This window comes from Methylobacterium sp. J-067, assembly GCF_022829465.1.
Lineage (GTDB): Bacteria > Pseudomonadota > Alphaproteobacteria > Rhizobiales > Beijerinckiaceae > Methylobacterium > Methylobacterium litchii.
Map to the genome: position 1 here is coordinate 51,821 of NZ_JAKSXZ010000133.1, position 23,728 is coordinate 75,548.

Below are 23,728 nucleotides of genomic sequence, written 5' to 3' on the forward strand. Positions count from 1 at the left end.
ATGGACGCGCGCTGGCTCATCCTCGCCGACGACCTGACCGGAGCCGCCGACTGCGCCATCGCGTTCCGTCGGCGGGGGCGCGCCGCCGCCGTCATCTGGGGTGAGACGGCCTGGGACGAGGAGGTCCCGGTCCTGTCCTACGATGCGGACAGCCGGGGCCTTGCCGAGGCGGCCGCCGCGCAGCGCCACGCGGCGCTGCTGCAGCGGTTTCACACGGCCGGGCGCCGCCTGTTCAAGAAGATCGACTCGACCCTGCGGGGGCACCCCGCCGCCGAGATCGCGGCAACGCTGGCCCCGCTGCGGGCCGTCCACGGCCACGCCTTCGGCATCCTGGCGCCGGCATTTCCCGGCACCGGCCGCACGACGGTCGATGGCCGGGTGCGGGTGGGCGGTCGTCCGCTGGAGGACACGGAGGTCTGGCGGCGCGACCACCGCTACGAGACCGCCGAACTCGGCGCGATGCTGGCGACGGCCGGGCTCGCATCGCGGGTGCTCCCCCTGGAAACCGTGCGCGGCGCCGGGCTGGCCGGGGCGCTGGCGGAGGCCGCCTCCGTTCCCGACCGGATCGCCGTCTGCGACGCCGAGACCGACGACGACCTGAGCCGGATCGCCGAGGCGGGCTTGGCGATGGACGCCGCGCCCTTCTTCATCGGCAGCGCCGGGCTGGCCCATGCCCTCGCCGCCTCCGCGCCGCCGCAGGGGCTGGACCCGGTGCGCATCGGGCCGGACGGGCGGGGGGCACTGTTCGTGGTCGGCTCCATGGCCGACATCTCGCGGGCCGGCGCAAGGCGCCTCGTGGCCGAGGGCGCCGTCCTGCACCTGCCCGTCACGCCGCACACCCTGCTGGCGGATGCGGACGGGCGGGCGGGCCTCGCGGCCCAGGTCGCGGAGCGGCTGGCGGCGGGGGGCGACGTCCTGGTGGAGATCGTGCTCGCGGGCGAGCCCGACATGAGCCTCGGCCTGCGGCTGGCGCATGCCCTGGCCGACGCGCTGGCCTCCGTCGCCGGGGAGATCGGCGCGCTCGCCGCCACGGGGGGCGAGACCGCCGCCGCCCTCCTGACGCGCCTCGAGATCCGGGGCATTCACCTCGCGGACGAGATCGAGCCCGGCGTGTCCCTCGGGCTCACGCTGGGACGGTTCTCGATCCCCATCGCGACCAAGGCGGGCGCGTTCGGCGATGCCGACAGCCTCGTCCGCATCCGTGACCGCCTGCGCAAGGCGCGAACCGAAGGAAGTCTCACATGACCCGTCCGACCATCGCGATCACCATGGGCGATCCCGCCGGCATCGGGCCGGAGATCATCATGAAGGCCCTGGCCCATCCCGAGGTGAACGACCTCTGCCGGCCCCTGGTGATCGGCGATGCCGGGCGCCTCAGGCAGGCGGGCCGCATCGTCGGGTCCGGCCTGATGATCGAGGTCCGCGCCGAGGCGGGGGAGGCGGACTTCGGCACGGGCGCCGTCCAATGCGTGGACCTGCACTGCGTCCCCGAGGATCTGCCGTTCGGGCGCGTCTCGCCCGTGGCCGGCGAGACGGCGTACCGCTGCATCGCCAAGGCGGTGGAGATCGTGCAGGCGGGGCAGGCACAGGGCATCTGCACGGCGCCCCTGTCGAAGGAGGCGCTGCACGCCGCCGGCCACAAGTTCCCCGGCCATACCGAGATGCTGGCGCACCTCACCGGCACGCCGGAGGTCTCGATGATGCTGGTCTCGCCCAAGCTGCGGGTGATCCACGTCACGACGCATATCGGGCTGATCGATGCGATCGCGCGGATCGAGCCGGGCCTCGTCGAGCGGGTCATCGGGCGCGGCCACGCCGTCCTCGTGAAGGCCGGGATCGTCGACCCGATCATCGGCGTCTGCGCCATCAACCCCCATGCCGGCGAGAACGGCCTGTTCGGCCATGGCGAGGAGGCGGAGAAGATCACCCCGGCGGTGGAGGCCTGCCGCGCGAAGGGGTGGGACGTCCGGGGGCCGCTGCCGGCCGACACCCTGTTCTTCCTCGCGGGGCGGGGCGATTACGACATGGTCGTCGCCATGTACCACGATCAGGGCCACGGCCCGATCAAGGTGCTCGGCCTCGAAGCCGGGGTGAACATCACCGTCGGCCTGCCGGTGATCCGTACCTCGGTCGATCACGGCACCGCCTTCGACATCGCCGGCACCGGGGTGGCGGACGAGCGCAGCCTCATCGAGGCGCTGCGGCAGGCGGTGGGGCTGGCGCCGAAATCGCTGGCGGCCTGACGCCTCCCCTTGCATACAGCGCCGGCCCCCCTGATCGGGGCGGAGGGAGATGGCACGGGCATGCGGGGGACGGAACGCCGTGCGCGGCTGCTGGCGGCGCTCGAACTCGGGGAGATCGACGTGGACGATCTCGCCCGGCGGTTCGGCGTCTCGGCCTCGACCGTCCGGCGCGACCTCCAGCACCTGTCGGACACCAAGGCCGTGCGGCGGACCTATGGCGGCGCCATCCTGGCCGGAGGGCCGCCCGAGACCACCCTGGACCAACGGCTCGCGATCGACGGCCCGGAGAAGCAGGCCATCGCGCGGGCCGCCCTCGCCCTGATCGCGGACGGCGAAACCCTCATCCTGGATGCCGGCTCGACCGTGACGGCCTTCGGCCGCCTGCTGGTGGACCGCCGGCTGCGCATCGTCACGAACAACCTCGCGCTGCTTCCCTATCTGGCCCGCGCGCCGGACATCGACCTGATCGTCCTCGGCGGCGGGCTGCGGGCGACGAGCATGAGCACCGTCGGGCCCCTGGCCGTGGAGGCGATGCGACGGCTGACGGCGAACCGCCTCGTGACGAGCGCGGACGGCGTCGTCGCCGGGCGGGGCCTGTGCGAGGCGAGCCTCGATCAGGTCGCGCTCAAATCCGCGATGATGGCGCAGGCGGAGGACACGATCGTCCTCGCCACCGCCGGCAAGCTCGGCCGCGCGGAGCAGATGGCCTGGGCCCCTCTGCCCCGCCGCTGGACCCTGGTGACGGATGCCCGCGCCGCGCGGGACCAGCGGCAGGCCCTGGCCGAGGCCGGCGCGCAGGTCGTGGTAGCCGAGGCCTGAGCGGCGGCTACGCGATCCGCCGCTCGACGACGACGGTGTCGACGATCTTGCCGTCGTCGTAGAGCCACTTCGCCAGGGTGCCGGCGATCATGGCGCCCGCGATGGGGGCAAGCCAGAACAGCCAGAGCTGCCCCACGTACTCGCCGCCGGCGAACAGGGCGACGCCGGTCGAGCGGGCCGGATTCACCGAGGTGTTCGTCACCGGGATCGAGACGAGGTGGATCAGCACCAGCGCGAAGCCGATGGGGATGCCGGCGAAGCCGCTGGCGGCGCCCTTCGAGGTCGAACCGATGATGATCAGCAGGAAGAAGAACGTCGTCAGCACCTCGATGGCGAGGCAGGCGCCGAGCCCGTATTGGCCGGGGCTGAGGTCGCCGTAGCCGTTCGACGCGAAGCCCTTCGGCACCCAGCCCGCCTTGCCCGAGGCGATCAGGTAGAGGGCGCCCGCCGCGACGACGGCGCCGACGAGTTGCGCGACGATGTAGGGCCCGACGTGCTTGTTGGCGCAGCGCCCCGAGGCCCAGAGACCGAGGGTGACGGCGGGGTTGAAATGCCCGCCCGAGATGTGGCCGACCGCGTAGGCCATGCTGAGGACCGTCAGGCCGAAGGCCAGGGCGACGCCGACGAAGCCGATTCCGAGTTCGGGGAAGGCCGCTGACAGGACGGCGGCCCCGCAGCCGCCGAAGGTGAGCCAGAAGGTGCCGAAGAATTCGGCCGCCGTGCGTCGTTTCATGTCATGGTCCATGATGGTCCTCCCTCGGGGAAATCTCTTGAATTAGGTCATTGTAAGCTTTCGAAATGGGTCCCTGTGGCGCGATCCGGCTCGGATCTAGCGAAGCGGACAGAATCGGTAGCTTCGTTCGGCGACGATAGCTTAGGCTTCCGCGCGTTCGACGGCGAGCCGTTCCCAAGAACAGTTGATCGGCCGCCCCGCGATAAATTTTGGAACTGCCTTGTGCGCAACCGGTTCTTGCGTGCTGCCGACCGGCCGAGGCGAACCGAGCGCATGAATCAGCACCACCGGACGACGGCCCATGTCGTGCTCTCGAACTTCGGCAGTCTCGGCGATGTCATCCCCTTCCTGGATCTCGGCAGGGCGTTGCGCGCGCGCGGCCACGCCGTCACCTTCGCCACGACGTCCAACTTCCGCGAGCGGGTCGAGGAGAGCGGCCTCGCCTTCCGCGCCATCGGCTCGACGCGGCGCATGGAAGCGCTGCACGCCGACCCCGCGCTCTGGCACCCGAAACGCGGCATGAAGCTGATGTTCGACCTCGCGGTCGAACTCGCCGAGCCCAGCCGGCGCATCGTCGAGGAGGCCCGGTGCCGGTCCCTGGCGGAGGGCGCGCCCTTCGTGGCGGTCGGCGGAATGCTGAGCTTCGGCTTGCGCCTCGCGCGGGACCTTCAGGACTTTCCGCTGATGACGGTCTTCCTGTCGCCCTTCCTCATGCGCAGCCGCCATTGGCCGCCGGTCCTGCCCGGCCTGCCCCTGCCGGCCTGGATGCCCGGCGCGGCGATCCATCGTCTCCAGCGCCTCGCGGAGCGGTACGTCGTCGATCCCGAGCGCCTTCCGGCCCTCAACGCCCTGCGCGCCGAACTCGGCCTGGGTCCGATCCGTAACCTCTCGGATTGGCTGCCCTCGCCCGACCGGCTGTGCCTGATGGTGCCGCCCTGGTTCGCGCCCCCCCAGCCCGACTGGCTGCCCCAGACCCGGCAGACGGGGTTTCCCCGCGTCGAGACCGTGGGCTTCACGGGCGAACTGAGCGCGGATCTCGCCGCCTTCCTGCGGGCGGGGGCGAAGCCGGTCGTCGTGACCAACGGATCGACGATGCGGCACGGACGCGACTTCTTCCGCACGGCCTCGCGGGTCTGCGCCGAAGCCGGCCGCCGGGCGGTGCTCGTCATGGGGGATGCGGAGCCCGCCGCCGGCCCTCTGCCGCCGGACCAGTTCGCCATCGGCCGCGCCCCGTTCGATATCCTGCTCCCCCAGGCGGCGGCGCTCATCCACCATGGCGGGATCGGCACGTGCTTCGAGGCGCTGGAGGCCGGGATCCCGCAGATGGTCGTCCCGAACGCCTTCGATCAACCGGACAACGCCACGCGGGTCGCGCGGCTCGGTCTCGGCGTCCACCTCTCCCGAAAGGCGTTCGCCCGGCACGGCGCCGCCGCGCTGTCGCGGATGATGAGCGATCCGACGATCCTTCAGACCTGCGTGGAGGCACGGCGGCGGTGCGCGCGGGAGAACGGGATCGCCGACGCCTGCGCCCTGGTCGAGGCGATGGCCCATGGCGACGGATCGCCGGCCGGGGCGTACCGGCGGCTCGCCGCCCCGATCGCGTAGGGCGGGCGCTCTACCCTCCGGCAACCTGTCCGGCGATGCGGGGTTGCACCGGCCGGAGGTGTCTCTCGCATGGCTCGTCGCATCCTGATCACCGGTGCCAGCATCGCCGGCAACGTCGCCGCCTGGTGGCTCGGCCGCAGCGGCTGTGACGTCACGGTCGTGGAGCGCGCGCCCGCGTTCCGGGACGGCGGGCAGAACGTCGATGTCCGCGGCGTCGGGCGCGAGGTGCTGCGCCAGATGGGCCTGGAACGCGCCGCCCTCGATGCCGGCACCGGCGAGGAAGGCACGGCCTGGATCGACGGGGAGGGGCGGATCGCCGCCCGGTTCGATCTGGCGGGCTTCGAGAGCGGCGGCCCGACCGCCGAGATGGAGATCCTGCGCGGCGACCTGGCCCGCCTCCTCTACGAACCGGCCCGGGAGAGGGCCCGCTACCGCTTCGGCGAGAGCGTGGTGCGCGTCGTGGAGGAGCGGGACGACGTGGCCGTGACCTTCGCGGGCGGGGGGACGGAGCGCTACGACGCGGTGATCGTCGCCGAGGGCGTCGGCTCATCGACCCGCGAGCTCGTCTTTCCCGGCGAGAACGACCCGCGCTGGATGGACCTGACCATCGCGTACTTCACCATCCCCCGCACCCCCGACGACACCCGGATGTGGCGCTGGTTCAACGCGACGGGCGGGCGCGGCATCTCCTTGCGGCCCGATCGGCACGGGACGACGCGGGCGATGCTGACGCTGCGCCAGCGCCCCGGCGCGGAGCAGAATTGGGACATCGCCCGGCAGAAGGCCCTGCTGCGGGAGCGCTTCGCCGATGCCGGATGGCAGGCCGACCGCGTCCTGGCGGGGCTGGCGCAGGCGGACGATTTCTACTTCGACGTCCTGCGGCAAGTGCGGATGAAGCGCTGGTCGTCCGGACGCGTGGTGCTGACGGGCGACGCGGCGTGGTGCGCCACGCCGCTCGCGGGCATCGGCACGACGCTGGCCATCGCCGGGGCCTACGTGCTGGTGGGAGAGTTGCTGCGCCACGACGACGTCGCCGCCGCCTTCTCGGCCTATGACCGGGCGATGCGCCCGTTCGTGGAGAAGGGCCAGGGTGTCCCGAAGATCGCCCCGAAGCTGATGAATCCGCTCACACCCCTCGGCATTCGCCTGCTGCACGGGGTGTTGAATGTCGCGAGCCGACCGGCGGTTCGGCGCCTGGGCGCCGCCTTGTCCTTCGGCGGCAGCGGCGAGCCGGACCTGTCGCGCTACGCCGAACGGCCGCTTTGAGGTCGCATCGCGGCGGCGCGCGGGGGCAGCCCCTTTCCCGTCAGAACACGGCGTGGTCCCCACGCTCGGCGGCGGCCTCGCCCCGGATCACGCGGGCGTAATAGTCGAACAGCGTCTCCGACCCGGTCGAGGGGGTAGCCTGCGCGTCGTAGCGCCCGGTCGCGGGGTCCAGGACGAGCATGGATTCGGTCGCGTAGTAGCGGCCGATCTTCGCGAGCTCCGCCTTGGCCGCCAGGGACGGCACCCATCGCCCGAGGGTCGACAGGACGGCGACGATGCCGTCGAGGAGCGCCACCGGAACGTGCCGGAAGCGCGGTTCGCGCCCGAGCAGGGCGAAGAGCCGCTCACCCTGCGCCCGTGGCGTGATCGCCTCGCCGGGGCCGCCGATCGGCAGCACGCGGTTGCGCCGCCCCTCGGCGTCGAGGCAATCCGCGAGGTAGCGGCCGAGGTCGTCGTCGCTGATCGGCTTGCAGGCCGTCAGGGTCCCGTCGCCGAAGACGAGGAACGGCTTGCCGCGTCTCACCCGCTCGATCTGCCCCGAGAGGGATTTGAAGAACGCCGTCGGCCGGACGATCGTGTAGTCGAGCCCCGACGCGATCAGCTCCGCCTCGAAGGCGAGCTTGGCGTGTTGGAAGGCGAGGAGGGGCTTCTGGACGCAGATCGCCGACAGGAGCACGACATGGGTCACGCCGGCCGCCCGGCTGGCGTGGAGGGCGTTCACCTGCGCCCGGTGATCGATCGCCCAGGCGTCGTCGGGAAGGCCGGTGCGCGACGCGAGGCAGGACACCAGCACGTCGAAGGTCTCGCCGCGCAGGCCGTCGCGCGCCACCGAGACCGGATCGGTGAGGTCTACGATCCGCGTGACGGTGCCGGTCTCGGCGGGGCGCCTGATGAGGCAGGTGACGTCATGGCCGCGCGCGGCGAGCGCCCGCACGGTCGCCCGGCCGATCGTGCCCGTCGCCCCCAGGACGAGGACGCGGCGGGGCCTCGCACCGTCCGGCCGATCCGGGGTCATGGACGCCTCATTGCAACGCTCCGCCCGCCCGCAGGGTGATCCGCGTCAGCTCGGAGGGGCGGCCGAGGCGCAGGGCAAAGCCCGGCCACAGGGCGGTCCCGTTGCTGACGTAGAGCACCATGCCCCCGACCCGGTACGCCCCGGAGACGAACCCGGCATTCCCCCGCGCCACCAGGCGGTCGAGGCCCCGGATCATGCCGCCATGGGTGTGCCCCGACAATTGCAGCCGCACTCCCTGCGCGGCCGCCTTGGCGGCGTTGCCGGGCTGGTGATCGAGCAGCACGACCGGCGCCTTGGCCGGGGCGCCCGCCAGCGCGGCGGCGAGGTCGGGTCCCGGATGGCCCGTGGCGGGGGCCGAACGGTCGGTCACGCCCGCCAGCACGAGCGCCCCGCCCTCGCGCCGGAGAACCGTATGGGCGTTGGCCAGCATGCGGATCCCCATCCCGCCGAGGTGGCGCATCCAGGCCTCGTAATCGAAGAAATATTCGTGGTTGCCGGGCACGGCCCAGACCCCGTCCGGGGCCGTCAGGGCGCGCAGCGGCGCGACGTCGTCCCGCCGGGAGGCGAGGGCGCCGTCGATGAAGTCGCCCGTCACCACGATCAGGTCGGTGCGGAGGGCGTTGGCGCGGGTGACGACGGCCTCGGCCCAGGGCGCCGGGAACAGCCGGCTGAGGTGCAGGTCGGAGAGGTGGAGGAGCGTGTAGCCGTCGAAGGCGGGGGGCAGGTCGGGGATCGCCACCGTCACGTCCTTCAGCGGCGGCACGCGCACGGCCTGGGCCACGGCCAATGCCGCCAGGACCAGGGCCGCGATCACCGCCGCGTACCGCCAGGCCAGGGGGACGGCCCATCCGCCGCCGGGCACGACCCAGCCCACCAGCGCCACCGCATCGAGGGCGAGGAGCATCGGCGCCGCCAGCGCCAGGGCGCCGAACGCCTCGTTGAACAGGATCACCACCGGGCGGGGGAATTCCGGCGCGAAGACCGATCCCGAGGAGAGGCGGCTCCACAGGTGGTACTGGGACGCCGCGATCAGCAGGACGGTCGCGGCGAGCTTGACCGCGAGGGGCCAGGGGCTCGGCCACACGACCCGCGCGGCGACGTAGAGGGCGGGCAGGCTGGGGATCAATCGGATCATAGGCCGCTACATGGCGAGCGGCCCATGCAAAGCAAAGCTTGCCGCCCGGCCGTCACTTCCTCAGCGGCACGCCCTTGGTGGTGAAGACCGGGCGACCCGCGTGGCGGCCTCGGCCCCCGGGCTTGCCCATGCCCGCGCCCGCGCCGGCCCCCGGCGGCTGCGAGAAGGGCACCAACTGGTCCGGCCTCGGGCCGATGAGGTCGGCCCGGCCCATCTCGCGCAGCGCCTCGCGCAGGAGCGGCCAGTTCTCGGGGTCGTGGTAGCGCAGGAACGCCTTGTGCAGCCGCCGCTGGCGCATCCCCTTGATCGCCTCCACCGGCTCGCTGCCGCCCCGCCGCACGCCGCGCAGCGGGTTGATCTCGGTGTGATACATGGCCGTGGCGGTCGCCATGGGAGAGGGCAGGAAGGTCTGCACCTGGTCGGCGCGGTAATCGTTCTTCTTCAGCCAGAGCGCGAGGTGCATCATGTCCTCGTCGGTCGTGCCGGGATGCGCCGCGATGAAGTACGGAATCAGGTAGTACTTCTTGCCCGCCTCCTTCGCGGCGGCGTCGAACATCGCCTTGAACCGGTCGTAGGTGCCGATCCCCGGCTTCATCATCTTGTCGAGGGGGCCGCGCTCGGTGTGTTCGGGCGCGATCTTCAGGCGCCCGCCGACATGGTGGGTCACGAGTTCCTTGACGTATTCCGGGCTCCGGACCGCGAGGTCGTAGCGCACGCCGGAGGCGACCATCACCTTCTTGACGCCCTTCACTTCGCGGACCTTCCGGTAGAGCCGGATCAGGTCGTCGTGCGAGGTGTTGAGGTTCGGGCAGATGTCCGGGAACACGCAGGAGGGGAGGCGGCAGGCGGACTCGATCTTCGGGTCCTTGCAGGCCATCCGGTACATGTTCGCGGTCGGCCCGCCGACATCCGAGATGACGCCCGTGAAGCCGGGGGTCTTGTCGCGGATCCGCTCGATCTCGCGCAGGATCGAGCCCTCCGAGCGGTTCTGGATCACCCGGCCCTCGTGCTCGGTGATCGAGCAGAAGGTGCAGCCGCCGAAGCAGCCGCGCATGATCGTCACCGAAAACTTGATCATGTCCCAGGCGGGGATCTTCGCATCGCCGTAGGACGGATGGGGGGCGCGGGCGTAGGGCAGGTCGTAGACCGAATCCATCTCCTCGCTGCTCAGCGGGATCGGCGGCGGGTTCAGCCACAGGTCGCGGTCGCCGTGGCGCTGGACGAGCGGGCGCGCGTTGCCGGGGTTGGCCTCCCGGTGCAGCACCCGCGAGGCGCGGGCATAGGCTTCCTTGTCGTCCTTCACCTGCTCGTAGGCGGGGAGCCGGATCACGGTCTCGCCGGGCTTGCGGGAGGCGGCCTCGTCCGCGGAGTCGAGGTCGTCGGCGGGCAGCTCGGTGTAGTGGGCGGGCACCCGGCGGAACAGGGCGACGCCCCGCACGGAGTCGAGCTCGTGCGGCGCCTCGCCGGCCGCGAGGCGGTTCGCCACCTCGATCACGGCGCGCTCGGCATTGCCGTACAGGAGCAGGTCGGCCTTCGCGTCCGCCAGGATCGAGCGGCGCACCTTGTCGGACCAGTAATCGTAATGGGCGATCCGGCGCAGCGACGCCTCGATGCCGCCGAGCACGATCGGCACGTCCTTGTAGGCCTCGCGGCAGCGCTGCGTGTAGACGATGGTGCAGCGGTCGGGCCGCCGGCCGCCCTCGCCGCCGGCCGTGTAGGCGTCGTCGTGGCGTAGGCGGCGGTCGGCGGTGTAGCGGTTCACCATCGAATCGAGGTTGCCGCCGGTCACGCCGAAGAACAGCCGCGGCTTGCCCAGCGCCTTGAACGGCTCCGCCGACTGCCAATCGGGCTGCGCGATGATGCCGACCCGGAACCCCTGCGATTCGAGCAGCCGGCCGATGATGGCCATGCCGAAGCTCGGATGGTCCACGTAGGCGTCGCCCGTCACCAGAACGATGTCGCAGGCATCCCAGCCGAGGGCGGCCATCTCGGCGCGGCTCATCGGCAGGAACGGCGCCGCCTTTCCGGCACGCGGCGGCGTGCAGGCGAGGGGCGCCACGGGCCGTTCGGGAGAAATCTGGAGTTCCATGGACACTGCATAATGCGCCCGGCTCAAGACCTCAACGAATGGCAGATACGCGGCGCCGGCTCCTTTACTGACGGCGCGACACCGGGACTCCCGTTCGCAGGGCGGGCGATAAGCTTGAGCGGAGCCGCCTAAATGGGAAGGTGATGCCACCACCGCCACAAGTGTCGAGGAAGCTTGGCGGTAGTATGCGCGGAAACCGCATTTGCGAGCTGTGCAGCGAATTTCAATTTACCTTGCACGTTTAATTCCCCGTAAGTCTTCGAACCTACGGTGACCCTTCCCGAAACTGCGCCGTTACCGAGTGGCGCGTCACGAAGCGGAAGTCAGGGCTCCCGATGGTACCGGTGCATCCTCGCGAAGCCGCCCGGCTCGAAGCCCTGCTCGATCTCGACATCCTGGACACGGCGCCCGAGGACCACTTCACCGCGATCTGCGAGACGGCCCGAGACCTCTTCCGGGCGCCCATCGCCCTCGTGTCCCTCGTCACCGAGACCGACCAGTGGTTCAAGGGCCGCTGCGGCATCGGCCTGCCGGGCACGGAACGCGGCGAATCCTTCTGCACCCACACCGTCGTGTCGGACGAGGTTCTCGTCGTCGAGGATGCGGCGCAGGACCCGCGCTTCCGCGACAGCCTCCTCGTGGTGGGGGCGGAACGGGTCCGGTTCTATGCGGGCGCCCCGCTGGAGGTCGCCCCCGGCCTTCAGGTCGGCAGCCTGTGCGTGATGGACCGTGTCCCGCGCACCTTCACGGCCCGGCAGCGCGGGCAGTTGCAGAACCTCGCCCGGATCGTCACCGCGCAATTGCGGCTGCACAAGACGGAGCGCCTGCTGCGCGAGCGCGAGGCGCGGCTCGCCCACCTGGCGCGGCACGATCCGTTGACCGGCCTGCCGAACCGCCTGCAATTCCGCGAATGCCTGCAGGGCGAGATCGCGCGGGCGCAGCGGGGCCATGACGGCTTCGCCCTGCTTTGCCTCGACCTCGACCGGTTCAAGGCGATCAACGACAGCTTCGGCCACCATGTCGGCGACCGCCTGCTCCAATCCGTCGCCGACCGCCTGCGCGCGGCGGTGCGGGACGAGGACGTGGTGGCGCGGCTCGGCGGCGACGAGTTCGTCGTGATCCAGCCGGGGGCGGACCGGGCGAGGGCCATCACCCTGGCGCAACGGCTGATCGCCGCGCTCTCCTCACCCTTCGACCTCGACGGCCATGAACGGCAGATCGGCGTGAGCATCGGTATCGCCCTCGCCGCCGCCGGGCCGGTTCACGGCGAGGCGCTTCATACGCGGGCCGACAAGGCGCTCTACGCGGCCAAGGCCTCCGGCCGTTGCACCTTCCAGTTCGCGCAGACCGTCGAGGACGGCGCGCGCGAGCCCGTCCTGCGCCGGAGGGGCGCGGCCTGAGCGGCTGATCGCGCTCAGCGCGGGGGCCGGCGGCGCTCGTGCGTCACCCGGTCGACGGCGTATTCCGCCGCGACGCCGATGGCCGCCCCCGCCAGCACGTCGGCGGGGAAATGGGCGCCGCGCAGGACCTGCGCCGCGACGATCCCGGCGGCGACGGCATAGGCGGGCCCCGCGACCTCGGGATAGGCGCGGACGGCCGCGCAGGCGACGGCGGCGCTCAGGGCGGAATGGCCCGATGGGAAGGATTGCCACGGCCCGACATTCGTCCCCGGCCATCCCCGTGCGTAGTAGCCCTCGTCCAGGACGACGTTGGGGCGGGTCCGGTGCACCGTCCGCTTCAGGCTCGTCTTCACGAGGCTGGCCAGGATGCCGGCCTCCAGCATGTGCCGCCCCGCCGCCGCGAGCCGGCGGTCCCGCGCCGCGAGGCCCAGGGCCAGGGTGCCGGCGGACAGCGCCAGCAGCGATTTCCAGCTTCCGATCTCGCTCGCGCTCCCGAGCCTGCGCACCACGGGATGATCCTTGCCGCGCGCCAGCCGGAGGCCGGCGGCGACGTCCGCTGCCTCGAACCGGTTGGCGGGGTCGGCGGGGCTGATGTGGGGGGGACGGTCGGGGGTTCGCGCAAGCATGGCCATGAACGCGCAAGGCCGGCATTCGTTCGGTGCGCGCTCGCCGCCCGCGAACCCGAGGGCCCGAAGGGCGTTGCCGAACGCAATCGAAGGGCGAAGTTCATGCACCAGCGCTGGCCGAGCCGGCTGTGGATCGTGCGGCACGGTGAGAGCGCCGGCAATGTCGCGGCGGAGGCCGCCCACGGCGCGAGCCTCGCCCGGATCGACATCGCCGAGCGCGACGTCGATGTGCCCCTCAGCGCGCGCGGTACGCATCAGGCCGACAGCGTGGGGCGCTGGTTCGCGGACCAGCCCAAGGGAGCCCGTCCTGAGATCGTGCTGGCTTCGCCCTACCTCCGGGCGCGGCAGACCGCCGACCGCATCCGCGCGGCAGGCGGCCTGTCGCCGGGGGCGCCCGCGTCGCACATCGACGAGCGGCTGCGCGAGCGGGAACTCGGCATCCTCGACCGGCTGACCCGCACCGGCGTCGAGCAATTGCATCCCGAGCAGGCCGCCATGCGCCGCCGCCTCGGCAAGTTCTATCATCGGCCGCCATCCGGCGAGAGCTGGTGCGACGTGATCCTGCGCCTGCGGAGCGCGCTCGACACCGTGTCCCTGCATTACCCCGAGCGGCGGGTGCTGATCGTCGCGCATCAGGTCGTGGTCCTGTGCCTGCGCTACCTGATCGAGGACATGACCGAGGCGCAGATCCTGGGCATCGACGCCGAGGGCGACGTCGCGAACTGCTCGGTGACCGAATACGCCCTCCGCCCGTCGGGGGACGGCGCCGGCCACCTCGCCCTGGACCGCTACAACTTCGTCGCGCCGATCACCGAAGGCGGCGCGACGGTGACCTCCGAGCCTGACGCGAACGTGGCGGCCCGATGACCCCCAGCATCCTCACCCCCTCCCTGCTCCGGGAGCACCCGCTCCCGGTCCCCCGGGAGGGCAGCAAGGACGCGCGCGGCAGCGTCCTGGTCATCGGCGGCTCGGCCTCGGTTCCGGGGGCGGCCCTGCTGGCCGGCGTCGCGGCCCTGCGCGTGGGCGCCGGGAAGCTCAAGATCGCCACCGTCGCGAGCGCGGCCGCCGGCATGGGGCTGATGGTGCCCGAGGCGATGGTCGTGGGCCTGCCCGAAGACTCCGACGGCGGCGTGGACGCCCCGCGCGCCGCCGACGACCTGCTGCGCATGGCGGGGGGCTGCCAAGCCGTCCTGATCGGGCCCGGCATGATGGGCGACGACGCCTCCGCCTCGCTCACGGCCGGGCTGCTCCGCGCGGAGGGGTCTCCCGCCTTCATCCTCGACGCCACCGCCCTGTGCGGCCTCGCCGTCCATGCGGAGGCGGTGAGGGCGGTCGGCCAGCGGGCGGTGATCACGCCCCATGCCGGTGAGATGGCGCAACTCCTCGACCGCAGCCGGGATGCGGTCGAGGCGGACCCCCTCGACGCGGCGCGGGCGGCCGCCGACCTGCTCGGGACGGTGGTGGTGATGAAGGGCGCCGCGACGACGATCGTGGACCCGCAGGGCGGCCATTGGCTCTACGATGGCGGCGGCGTCGGGCTGGCGACCTCGGGCTCCGGCGACGTGCTCGCCGGCCTCGTCGTCGGGCTCCTCGCCCGTGGCCTCGAACCCCTCTCCGCCGCCCTGTGGGGGGTGTTCCTGCACGGCGAAGCCGGCCGTCATCTGGCCGGCTCGATCGGTCCCATCGGCTTCCTGGCGCGGGAGATCTCCGGCGTGGTGCCGGGCCTGCTGCGCGAGACGATGGGCTAGGCCTCCTCCCGCCTGCCAGCATGCCGCACGCATACGCACTGCCCTTCGGGGGTTGGTGCTAGGCATTGCACCCTCGCGCTCCGTCCTGCTCGCCGAGCCCGCCCGAGGACCCCCATCGCAAAGGCAGAATGTGGCCCCCGACCGTCAGACCCCGCGCCTGCTCGTCGCCGAGAGCGAAACCCCGGAGGCGCGGGACGAGCGCCGCGCCAGCGTGGGCCGCTCCTCCGGCGAGACCTATCTCGACGTCCTGAGCCGGCTCGCGCCCGGCGCCGTCTGCGACCGGGTCTTCCCCTCCGACGCGGATGCCGCGCTCCCGGCGGGCACCTCGCCCGCCGATTACGACGCGGTGCTGTTCAGCGGATCGCCCCTGCACCTCTACGACGAGACGCCCGAGACCCGGCGCGCCATCGCCTTCATGCGGGCCGTTTTCGACGCCGGCACGCCCTCGTTCGGCTCCTGCGCCGGCCTGCAGGTCGCCACCGTGGCGGCGGGCGGCAGCGTCCGCCCGAACGTCCGCCGGCCGGAGGCGGCCTTCGCGCGGCGGATCACCCCGACCGAGGCGGGCCGCGCGCATCCGCTCCTGGCCGGACGGCCCGCCGCCTTCGACGCGCCGTCGATCCACACCGACGAGGTCGAGGCCCTGCCGCCCGGCGCCGTGCTGCTGGCTGAGAACGGCCTCACGACGGTCCAGGCCGCCGAGATCCGTTTCGGACGGGGGACGTTCTGGGGCGTGCAGTACCACCCCGAGATCGGCCTGGACGAGGTGGCCGGCGCCCTGCGGCGGCAGGCGGACGGCCTCGTGGAGGCGGGGCTCGCCCGCGACCGCGCCGACATCGAGGGCTATGCCGGGCAGATCGACGCGCTCCACCGCGAGCCGGAGCGGCCCGACCTCGCGTGGCGTCTCGGCCTCGACGAGCAGGTGACGGACGAGCGGCGGCGGCTGACGGAGCTGCGCAACTTCCTCGAAAGCCTTCGTCGGGTCGCGATCAGGAACCTGCACTGAGGCCGCAGGCTTGCCCCCCGTGCCGACCTCTCGTCGGCCAGGAGGAGTGTCATGTCGAGCGACACCGAAACGCACCGTCAGTTGCTGAACGCCCTGAAGGTTGCCCAGGACAAGCGTGACGGATCCTTCGAGAAGGCCGTCACGGCGGCCTTCGAGCATGTGTTCGAGCATCTGACGCGGCTGAACGACCACGTCTCCCCCGGCGGTCCCGATGGGGGCGAGCCGCATCTGAAGCCGGGCGAGCCGGCCACCCTGCGGTAAGGTCGGGCACGCACGATCTAGCGGCGCGAGATCCGATTTGCTGTCGTCAGCCACCAAACGGCTCCGCCGCGCCACCGCGACACGGATCGGCCCCCTGCGGCACCTGCCGGCCCTATTCCGGCTCGCCTGGTCCACGAGCCGCGCCCTGACGCTTCTCAGCGTCGGGTTGCGGCTCGCCCGCGCGGCGGTGCCGGCACTGATGCTGTACGTCGCCAAGCTCGTGGTCGACACGGTCGTTGCCGGGCGGGCCGACCCCGCCGGGGCGGCGGGTGCCGGAGCGTGGTTCACCGCGCCGCTCCAGCGGCACGTCGAACTGCTGATCGGGATCGAATTCGCCCTGGCCCTCGCCTCCGACCTGCTCGGGCGGGCGACGACCCTCGTGGACGGCGTGCTGGCCGAGAGGACCGGCAACGCCATCACCCTGCGGCTGATGGCCCATGCCGCCACCCTCGATCTCGCGCAGTTCGAGGACCCCGCGGTGCAGGACGGGCTGGAGCGCGCCCGGCGTCAGGTCGCGTGGCGCGCGAACCCGATGGGCCAGCTCCTCGGCCAGCTTCAGGACGGCCTGACCGCCCTGTCCCTGGCCGTGGCCGTCGTGGCGTTCCTGCCCTGGCTCGTCGTCCTGCTCGTCCTCGCCCTGATCCCGGCCTTCCTGAACGAGCTTCACTTCAACCGGCAGGGCTATCGCCTCGCCTACCGGCGCTCGCCGGAGCGGCGGGAGGGCGACTACATGCGCCAGCTCGGGGCCGGGGCGGAGACCGCCAAGGAGATCAAGCTGTTCGGCCTGAGCGGCTACCTCTCCGCGCGCTTCGGCATCCTCGCCGACCGCGCCCTGCAAGAGAACACCCGCCTCGCCCTGCGCCGGGCCGTGGCGGGCGGGCTCTTCGCCAGCCTCGGCACGCTCGCCTACTACCTCGCCTACCTCGTGATCGCCCTGCGCACGGCCACTGGCACGCTCACGCTCGGCGACCTTACCTTCCTCACGGGCGCCTTCCTGCGGCTGCGCGGCCTCGTCGAGGGGCTGCTGCTCGGTCTCTCCCAGCTCTCGGGGCAGGCGCAGTATCTGGACGACCTGTTCACGTTCCTCGCCCTCGCGCCCCGTGTCCGCGCGCCCGCCGAGCCGGCCCCGTTCCCCACGCCGATCCGCGACGGCTTCGTGTTCGAGGCGGTGGGCTATCGCTATCCGGGTGCGGAGCGCTGGGCGGTGCGCGACCTCTCCCTAACGATCCGGGCCGGCGAAGTCGTGGCGCTGGTGGGCGAGAACGGCAGCGGCAAGACCACGATCGTCAAGCTCCTGGCGCGTCTCTACGACCCGACCGAGGGGCGCATCCTGCTCGACGGGCGGGACCTGCGCGACTACGACCCGGACGTCCTGCGCACGCGCATCGGCGTGATCTTCCAGGATTTCGTCCGCTTCGATCTCACGGCGGGGGAGAACATCGCCGTCGGGCGCATCGAGGCGCAGGACGACGCGCCCCGCATCGAGGACGCGGCGGGCCGCGCCCTGGCCGACACCGTGGTGGAGCGGCTGCCGGCGGGCTACGGCCAGCGGCTGGGGCGGCGCTTCGAGGACGGGGTCGATCTTTCCGGGGGCGAGTGGCAGAAGCTCGCCATCGCCCGCGCCTACATGCGCGAGGCCGAGGTGCTGATCCTCGACGAGCCGACCGCCGCCCTGGACGCCCGCGCGGAGGCCGAGGTGTTCGCCCGCCTCCGCGCCCTCGCCCTAGGGCGCACCGCGCTCCTGATCTCGCATCGCTTCTCCAGCGTCCGCCGCGCGGATCGGATCGTCGTGCTCGGGGACGGCCGGGTGCGGGAGGCGGGCACGCACGAGGAGCTGGTCCGCAACGGTGGGCGCTACGCCGAACTGTTCGAGCTGCAGGCCGCCGCCTACCGCTAGGCGGCTCTATCGCCGCAGGCTCGGCCGTCGCGATTCGTGCAAGGCCTGCGCCGCCGAGTGCAGGAAGATCGCGGCCTGACTCAGGGCCGCACCGCCGGCGTCTCCACCGGCAGCGGCGCGGCCCGCGTCGCGAGGTAGAGTTCGAGGGCGACGAAGTCCGGCGCGCCGTAGGCGAAGGGCTCCGCCCGCATGCCGGTGAGGCAGTTGCGCAGGCGCCTCTGCAGGGAGCCGAGCCCCTGCCATTCGAGGCGGTAGAGCGGGTAGCCGGTCGGCTGGCCCTGGGGGATCACCGCCGCGCCGAGGCGGCGGCCCCACAGGTCGTCGTGGCAGATCGCGCAGGACAGGCCGAGCTGCCCCTGGCGGGCCTCAAACAGCGCGCGGCCCCGATTCCGAGCGGGTGTCAAACGGTCATCGTCCGGCGGGGCGATGGGCAGGCCGCGCGACTGCGTGGCGACGAAGGCCGTCAGCGCCAGCAGGTCGGGGCTCTCGTAGGGGAGGGGCTCGATGCCCTGGTGCTCCCGGCGGCAGGCATTCACCCGGTCCTGCAGGTCGATGGGCCGTTCCATCCGCGCGTCCCAGGCCGGGTAGCGCGCCGCCACGCCGCGCAGGCTCGACGCGGCCTCGCCGTGGCACCCGGAACAGGCCGGCCGGCCGGAGGGGGGACGCGCCGTCCAGAGTTCGGCCCCGTCCGCGACGGCGAGCAGGCCGGGATTGGACTCGTCGTCCCGCTGCATGGCCTGGATCGCGGGGCTCATCTGGTCGAAGCCAGAGCGCCGGTCGGCCGGGGCGATGGGCTCCGCCCCCGCCAGGGTGCCGGAGAGCAGGATGGCCAGGAGGGCGGCCGGCGGCGACGTCCCGGAGCGGCGCGGCATGGCCGGGCTCAGGCCACGGTGATCGACGCCGTCTCGGTCTGATCGAACCCCCCGTCGCCGCGCCACGTGAAGCTGAAGCGGCCGCTCCTCGTCGCGACCCAGGTGAAGGTCAAGAACGGGTTGGCCGCCGAGGCGGGGAAGAGTTCGGCCCGGAAGATCTCCTCGTCCTCGAAGCGGCAGACGAACTCCGTCACGATGTTGCGCGGCAGGATGCGGCCGTCCGCGCCAGGGCGGAACCCCGTCTCCATCGGGTGCGCCATCAGCGTCTTGATCGCGATCACGTCGCCGGCCTTGGCGGTCTTGGGCAGGTTGATCAGGGCGCGGGCCATGCGGGTTCAGCCCTCCAGGCAGGCGGCGAGGGTCACGATGGCGTCCGCGCTCGCCGACCAGTAGGTGCCGTCGCTCATCTCGGCGATGGCGGTGATGCGCTGCGTGTCGGCGAGGCGGATCCGGGTCGAGACCTGCGCCCGGCCGGCGCCCGGCCGCAGATGCACCGTCATCACGTTCGGCTGCGGGTTCTTCTCGTTGAACACGCCGATGCGGCGCACATGGTCCTCGGCGGTCATCGGGCTCTCGACGCTCACGGCGAGCGGCACCGTGTTGCCGTTCTCCACCAGCGGCGGCAGGTCCAGCGTCACCCGCCCCGGCCGGATCGGGTTGTCGCCCAAAAAGCGCCTGATGGCGGCTTCGGTGGTCTCGGTGCGCGGCAGCGTCGCCGCAATGGCGGGGCGCAGGGCCACCGCCAGGGTGGCCCCGGCCGCCCCGGCGAGCACCCGGCGCCGGTCCATCGCGCTCCGTCCGCTCCGCGTGCTCATCGGCTCTCCTCGCGCAGGGTCGCCAGGAAGGCGACGATATCCTCGATCTCGCCCGCGCCGAGGATCGGGCGCCCCTGCCACGCCTTCCCCACGCGGGTGAGCCCCGCGAGGCTGTAATAGGATGGCATGATCGTGTCGGGGTTCAACGCCCGCCCGTCCACCAGCCGCAGGCGCAGCTGCGCCGGGCTGCGGCGCGCGCCGACCCCCGCGAGGTCGGGAGCGAGGTTGCCCTGGAAGCGCTCCTCCGGGAAGGGCCCGGCATGGCAGAGCAGGCAGAGCCCCCGGGTCCGGTCGGCGACGATGGCCCGCCCCCGGACGGGATCGCCCGGCGCGCCGGTCAGGGATGCGGGGATCGCGTCGCCGACGACGGTGTAGGGCACCATGCCGTCCCCGGCCCGCGTCGGCGCGGCAGCGAGCCCCAGCAGCGCCGCGAGGAGGCGCGCGGCCCGCTCGCGCCGCCTCACCCGAACACGTCCCGGGTGATCGTCTGGTACCAGCTCTCGCCATAGGCCGCCTCCCGCGCCTGGACGTCCTCCGGCGCGTCGAGGGGGCTGATGCCGCCGGCGCCCGGCACGTCGGCGAGGAGGCCGTCGGCCGGGTGGAAGACACCCGCGATGGAGATGCCGTGGCCCGGGGCGACGAGGCTCCAGCAGGTGTTGATGAGCTTCGGGCTCTCGGGCTCCCGCCCGGCCAGCAGGTCGATCACCGCCTGGGCGCAGACCTTGCCCTGCGAGTTGGCGGAGAAGGCGGATTTCGGCATCGCCCCGGCGATGGCGGCGTCGCCGATCACGTGGATGCCCGGCACGAGGCGCGATTCGAAGGTCACGGGGTCGATCGGGCACCAGCCGCTGCGGTCGGCGCAGCCGGCCTGCGCCGCGATGCGCCCGGCCCGCTGGGGCGGGATGATGCAGGCCACATCCGCCTTGTACTCGGCGAAGTCGGTGCGCACGACCATCCCCGCCGGATCGACCTCCGTCACCGCGCCGCCCGCGGCGAGGGGCACGTACTCGATCACGTCCGGGTAGAGCCTGGCCCAGGCCGCCTCGAACAGCTTCTGCTTCGAGAACGTGTCCTTGGCGTCGAGCAGGACGAGCTTCGCCCGGGGCTTCCGCGTCTTGAGGAAGTGGGCGATCAGGCTCGCGCGCTCGTAGGGGCCGGGCGGGCAGCGATAGGGGTTGGCGGGCGCCGAGAGCACCACCGTGCCGCCCTCCGGCATGGCGTCGAGCTGGCGGGCGAGGCGCAAAGTCTGCTCCCCGGCCTTCCAGGCATGGGGCATCGCCTCGGCGGCCTTCGCGTCGTAGCCGGGGATGGCGTCGAAGCGCAGGTCGATGCCCGGGGAGAGGATCAGGCGGTCGTAGGGCAGCGCCGTCCCGTCGCCGAGGCTCACCCGGCGGGCGGTGGCATCGATTCCGGTGGCGGTGGCGCGGACGAATCGCAGACCGGCCCGGCCGAGGGCGTCGTAGCCGAAGGTCTGGGCGTCGATCCCGCGCAGGCCCACGACGACCGCGTTGCTGCCGGTGCAGGCGATGTAGCGTTCGGACGCCTCGACCAGGGTGACGTCGACGCCCCCGGCGGCGAGGCCGCGCGCCGCCGTGGCGCCGCCGAACCCGGCGCCGATCACCACGACGCGCGGAGGCGTGCCGCCGAGCGCCGGGCGCGCCAGCACGCTCGCGGCGGCGGCGCCGATCACCGCGCGGCGCGTCGGCTCCGGGGAGGCCGCGCGCCTCATCGGGGCGCCTGCGCCGCGAACCAGGCGGCGATGGCCTGGGATTCCTGCGCGTCGAACCCCTTGGCGATGCGGTTCATGATCGTCGCCGGGCGGGTGCCCCCGCGGAAGGCGTCGAGCGCGCCGACGATCTCGGCTTCCGGCCGCCCCGCCAGCACGCCCATCGCCGAACCCTCGGCATGGCAGCCGGTGCAGGACGAGGCGCCCGGCGGCGGGCGCATCTCGGCGCCGCCCGCGCCCGTGGTGAGGGCGGCTAGGAGCGCGAGCCCCGGCAGCGGCGTCCTCATGCCCGGCGCAGGTCCGTGTCCCTCAGGGGAAGGTGGCGCACCCGCTTGCCCGTGGCCGCGAAGACGGCGTTCAGCACGGCCGGCGCCGCCACGGCGATGGTCGGCTCGCCGACGCCGCCCCAGAACCCGCCGGAGGGCATCAGGATCGCCTCGACCGCCGGCATCGCGTCCATCTTCATGACGGGATAGCTGTCGAAGTTCGTCTGCTCGATCCGCCCGTCCTTCACGGTGCAGGCACCGTAGAGGGCCGCCGACAGGCCGTAGACGAAGGAGCCCGCCACCTGCGCATCGATCTGCTGCGGGTTGACCGCATGGCCGGGATCGGTGGCCGCCACGATGCGGTGGATCTTCACCTCGCCCTGGTCGGAGACCGAGACCTCGGCCGCGCCCGCCACGTAGCTGCCGAACCCCATCGTCTGGCAAATGCCGCGGAAGACGCCCTCCGGCGGCTTGCTGTCCCAGCCGATCCGCTCGGCCACCGCCTGCAGCACGGCCCGGTGCTTCGGGTGCTTGTCCATCAATTTCAGACGGAAGGCGAGGGGATCCTGGCCGGTGGCATGGGCCAGCTCGTCCATGAAGCATTCGAGGTAGATGGCGTTCGGGTTCAGGTTCACGCCCCGCCAGAAACCCGGCAGGATGTGCGGGTTGCGCATGGCGTGGTCGATCAGGAGGTTCGGGATCGTGTAGCCGATCGCCGCCTCCGGCCCGCCGGGGTTGAGCCCCTGGAAGGTGACGGGATCGCGGCCCTCCACCATGCGCTGGGGGGCGATGGCGGCGAGGATCGACTGGCCGGAGATGCGCATGTGCAGCCCGGTCAGGGTGCCGTCCGCGTCGAGGGCGGCGCGCATCCGGCACTGCGTGACCGGGTGGTACCGGCCATGCGTCATGTCCTCCTCGCGGGTCCAGATCAGCTTGACCGGCGTGCCCGGCATCTCCTTGGCGATCAGCACGGCCTGACGCACCCAATCGTGCGTGGCGCCGCGCCGGCCGAAGCCGCCGCCGAGATGGATCTTGTAGACCTCGCAGGACGTGGCCGGCAGGCCGGCGGCGTCGGCGGTGGCAGCCAGCGCCGCCTCGCCGTTCTGCGTCGGCGTCCAGACCTCGCAGCGCTCCGGTGTCCACAGCGCGGTGGCGTTCATCGGCTCCATCGTGGCGTGGTTCTGGAACGGCACGCCGTAGACGGCCTCCACCACCTTGGCGGCGCCCTTCAGCGCGCCTGCCACGTCGCCGGCCTTGTTGCCGACGAAGGCCTGATCGGCGTCGAGCCCTTCGCGGAGGGTCGCCGCGATGGTCTCGCTGGACACCGCCGCGTTCGGCCCCTCGTCCCAGACGATCGCCAGGGCGTCGAGGGCGGTCTTGGCCCGCCAGAACGTGTCGGCCACCACGGCGACGGCGCTGTCGCCGACCGGGATCACCCGCTTCACGCCGGGCATGGCCGACACCGCTGCCGCATCGAAGCTCTTCACGGTGCCGCCGGTGACGGGGCAATCGCGGATCGCGGCGTTGAGGAGGCCGGGGAGCTTCAGGTCGAGGCCGTAGACCTGGCTGCCGTCGAGCTTGGGCAGGGTGTCGAGCCGCTTCAGCGGCTTGCCGGCGATGGTCCAGTCCTTCGGGTCCTTGAGCGCCACGTCCTGGGGCGGGGCGATCTTCGCCGCCTCGGCGCTGACCGCGCCGAAGGTGGTGCTGCGGCCGGACGGGCCGTGGGTGATCACCCCGCGCTCCACCCGGCACTCGGCCTCGGGCACGCCCCAGCCCTTCGCGGCGGCGGCGACGAGCATCATCCGGGCGGCGGCACCGCCCTTGCGGACGTATTCATGGGAATCGCGCACGCCCCGGCTGCCGCCGGTGGAGTAATCGCCCCAGACGCGCTTGCGGGCGAGGTTCTGGCCCGGGCTCGGATATTCGGTGGTGACGCGGGCCCAATCGCAGCCGAGTTCCTCCGCGACGAGTTGGGCGAGGCCGGTGAGGGTGCCCTGGCCCATCTCCGAGCGGGCGATGCGGATCACCACGGTCTCGTCGGGCTTCACCACGACCCAGGCGTTCACCTCCGGGGCCTGGGGCGCCCCGTCGAGGGTCGCGGCCGTGGCCTTGAACGGAATGTGGAAGCCGAGGGTGAACAGGCCGGCACCGGCCAGCATCGCGCGGCGGGAGGGGCGGGGGGCCTTCTGATCGACGCTCATGCGGAAAC

23 protein-coding genes are annotated in these 23,728 nt (G+C 72.5%); 11 read left to right on the forward strand and 12 right to left on the reverse strand.

What is annotated here, in order from left to right; translation table 11 throughout:
* Genes MKK52_RS19380 through MKK52_RS19390 form a run of 3 tightly spaced genes read left to right on the forward strand, consistent with a single transcriptional unit; the run spans position 1 to position 3,062 of the window.
* A complete protein-coding gene (locus MKK52_RS19380) occupies positions 1–1,245 on the forward strand; it encodes a four-carbon acid sugar kinase family protein (protein WP_243956551.1) in 1,245 nt (414 codons plus the stop codon).
* Positions 1,242–2,243: a 4-hydroxythreonine-4-phosphate dehydrogenase PdxA gene (gene pdxA / locus MKK52_RS19385; RefSeq protein ID WP_243956553.1), complete on the forward strand. Its 1,002-nt coding sequence runs from the start codon at positions 1,242–1,244 to the stop codon at positions 2,241–2,243. Before MKK52_RS19380 ends, pdxA begins: the two co-directional genes overlap by 4 nt.
* Before the next feature lie 60 nt (positions 2,244–2,303).
* Positions 2,304–3,062 carry a DeoR/GlpR family DNA-binding transcription regulator gene (locus MKK52_RS19390; protein WP_243956555.1) on the forward strand — a complete coding sequence of 253 codons (759 nt, stop codon included), beginning with the start codon at positions 2,304–2,306 and terminating at the stop codon, positions 3,060–3,062.
* A gap of 7 nt (positions 3,063–3,069) precedes the next feature.
* On the opposite strand, the gene aqpZ is transcribed toward MKK52_RS19390, so the two are convergent.
* Positions 3,070–3,807 carry an aquaporin Z gene (gene aqpZ, locus MKK52_RS19395; protein WP_243956558.1) on the reverse strand — a complete coding sequence of 246 codons (738 nt, stop codon included), beginning with the start codon at positions 3,805–3,807 and terminating at the stop codon, positions 3,070–3,072.
* Between the two features lie 261 nt (positions 3,808–4,068).
* Between aqpZ and MKK52_RS19400 the strand changes: the two genes are divergently transcribed.
* Positions 4,069–5,400, forward strand: a complete 1,332-nt coding sequence (locus MKK52_RS19400) for a glycosyltransferase (protein WP_243956560.1) — start codon at positions 4,069–4,071, stop codon at positions 5,398–5,400.
* A gap of 69 nt (positions 5,401–5,469) precedes the next feature.
* Positions 5,470–6,666 carry an FAD-dependent monooxygenase gene (locus tag MKK52_RS19405; RefSeq protein WP_243956562.1) on the forward strand — a complete coding sequence of 399 codons (1,197 nt, stop codon included), beginning with the start codon at positions 5,470–5,472 and terminating at the stop codon, positions 6,664–6,666.
* 40 nt (positions 6,667–6,706) lie between these two features.
* Here the strand turns inward: MKK52_RS19405 and MKK52_RS19410 are convergent, their stop codons facing one another.
* The 3 genes from MKK52_RS19410 to MKK52_RS19420 are packed head-to-tail and all read right to left on the reverse strand — an operon-like array spanning position 6,707 to position 10,905.
* A complete protein-coding gene (locus MKK52_RS19410) occupies positions 6,707–7,681 on the reverse strand; it encodes an NAD(P)H-binding protein (protein ID WP_243956564.1) in 975 nt (324 codons plus the stop codon).
* 7 nt (positions 7,682–7,688) lie between these two features.
* On the reverse strand, positions 7,689–8,816 hold the full coding sequence (locus MKK52_RS19415) for a metallophosphoesterase (protein WP_243956566.1): 1,128 nt from the start codon (positions 8,814–8,816) through the stop codon (positions 7,689–7,691).
* A gap of 52 nt (positions 8,817–8,868) precedes the next feature.
* Positions 8,869–10,905, reverse strand: coding sequence for a YgiQ family radical SAM protein (locus tag MKK52_RS19420; RefSeq protein ID WP_243956568.1), 2,037 nt, complete (start codon positions 10,903–10,905; stop codon positions 8,869–8,871).
* A 344-nt stretch (positions 10,906–11,249) separates the two neighbouring features.
* On the opposite strand from MKK52_RS19420, the gene MKK52_RS19425 reads away from it, so the two are divergent.
* Positions 11,250–12,305, forward strand: coding sequence for a sensor domain-containing diguanylate cyclase (locus MKK52_RS19425; RefSeq protein ID WP_243956570.1), 1,056 nt, complete (start codon positions 11,250–11,252; stop codon positions 12,303–12,305).
* Positions 12,306–12,319: 14 nt separating this feature from the next.
* On the opposite strand, the gene MKK52_RS19430 is transcribed toward MKK52_RS19425, so the two are convergent.
* Entirely contained in the window at positions 12,320–12,931 is a 612-nt protein-coding gene (locus MKK52_RS19430) for a phosphatase PAP2 family protein (RefSeq protein ID WP_243956572.1), read from the reverse strand.
* Between the two features lie 102 nt (positions 12,932–13,033).
* On the opposite strand from MKK52_RS19430, the gene MKK52_RS19435 reads away from it, so the two are divergent.
* From MKK52_RS19435 to MKK52_RS19455, 5 genes are all read left to right on the forward strand, one after another.
* Positions 13,034–13,798, forward strand: a complete 765-nt coding sequence (locus tag MKK52_RS19435; protein WP_243956574.1) for a histidine phosphatase family protein — start codon at positions 13,034–13,036, stop codon at positions 13,796–13,798.
* Positions 13,795–14,679: an NAD(P)H-hydrate dehydratase gene (locus MKK52_RS19440; RefSeq protein WP_243956576.1), complete on the forward strand. Its 885-nt coding sequence runs from the start codon at positions 13,795–13,797 to the stop codon at positions 14,677–14,679. The genes MKK52_RS19435 and MKK52_RS19440 overlap by 4 nt, the downstream gene beginning before the upstream one ends.
* Before the next feature lie 130 nt (positions 14,680–14,809).
* Complete coding sequence (locus tag MKK52_RS19445; protein ID WP_243956578.1) at positions 14,810–15,682, forward strand: type 1 glutamine amidotransferase; 873 nt, start codon at positions 14,810–14,812, stop codon at positions 15,680–15,682.
* Positions 15,683–15,733: 51 nt separating this feature from the next.
* Positions 15,734–15,943: a hypothetical protein gene (locus MKK52_RS19450; RefSeq protein ID WP_243956580.1), complete on the forward strand. Its 210-nt coding sequence runs from the start codon at positions 15,734–15,736 to the stop codon at positions 15,941–15,943.
* Positions 15,944–15,983: 40 nt separating this feature from the next.
* On the forward strand, positions 15,984–17,840 hold the full coding sequence (locus tag MKK52_RS19455) for an ABC transporter ATP-binding protein (RefSeq protein ID WP_409564702.1): 1,857 nt from the start codon (positions 15,984–15,986) through the stop codon (positions 17,838–17,840).
* 80 nt (positions 17,841–17,920) lie between these two features.
* Here MKK52_RS19455 and soxA read toward each other — a convergent pair whose 3' ends face one another.
* From soxA to MKK52_RS19490, 7 genes are read right to left on the reverse strand one after another with little or no spacing between them, the layout of a single operon-like run.
* Positions 17,921–18,712 carry a sulfur oxidation c-type cytochrome SoxA gene (gene soxA / locus MKK52_RS19460; protein ID WP_243956584.1) on the reverse strand — a complete coding sequence of 264 codons (792 nt, stop codon included), beginning with the start codon at positions 18,710–18,712 and terminating at the stop codon, positions 17,921–17,923.
* Between the two features lie 8 nt (positions 18,713–18,720).
* On the reverse strand, positions 18,721–19,041 hold the full coding sequence (locus MKK52_RS19465; protein WP_243956586.1) for a thiosulfate oxidation carrier complex protein SoxZ: 321 nt from the start codon (positions 19,039–19,041) through the stop codon (positions 18,721–18,723).
* Between the two features lie 6 nt (positions 19,042–19,047).
* Positions 19,048–19,527, reverse strand: a complete 480-nt coding sequence (locus MKK52_RS19470; protein WP_409564700.1) for a SoxY-related AACIE arm protein — start codon at positions 19,525–19,527, stop codon at positions 19,048–19,050.
* On the reverse strand, positions 19,524–19,991 hold the full coding sequence (gene soxX / locus MKK52_RS19475) for a sulfur oxidation c-type cytochrome SoxX (RefSeq protein WP_409564701.1): 468 nt from the start codon (positions 19,989–19,991) through the stop codon (positions 19,524–19,526). The genes MKK52_RS19470 and soxX overlap by 4 nt, the downstream gene beginning before the upstream one ends.
* Entirely contained in the window at positions 19,988–21,256 is a 1,269-nt protein-coding gene (locus MKK52_RS19480; RefSeq protein ID WP_243956588.1) for an NAD(P)/FAD-dependent oxidoreductase, read from the reverse strand. The genes soxX and MKK52_RS19480 overlap by 4 nt, the downstream gene beginning before the upstream one ends.
* Entirely contained in the window at positions 21,253–21,540 is a 288-nt protein-coding gene (locus tag MKK52_RS19485) for a c-type cytochrome (RefSeq protein ID WP_243956590.1), read from the reverse strand. The genes MKK52_RS19480 and MKK52_RS19485 overlap by 4 nt, the downstream gene beginning before the upstream one ends.
* Positions 21,537–23,720, reverse strand: a complete 2,184-nt coding sequence (locus tag MKK52_RS19490; RefSeq protein ID WP_243956592.1) for a xanthine dehydrogenase family protein molybdopterin-binding subunit — start codon at positions 23,718–23,720, stop codon at positions 21,537–21,539. The genes MKK52_RS19485 and MKK52_RS19490 overlap by 4 nt, the downstream gene beginning before the upstream one ends.
* Between the last annotated feature and the right edge of the window lie 8 nt (positions 23,721–23,728).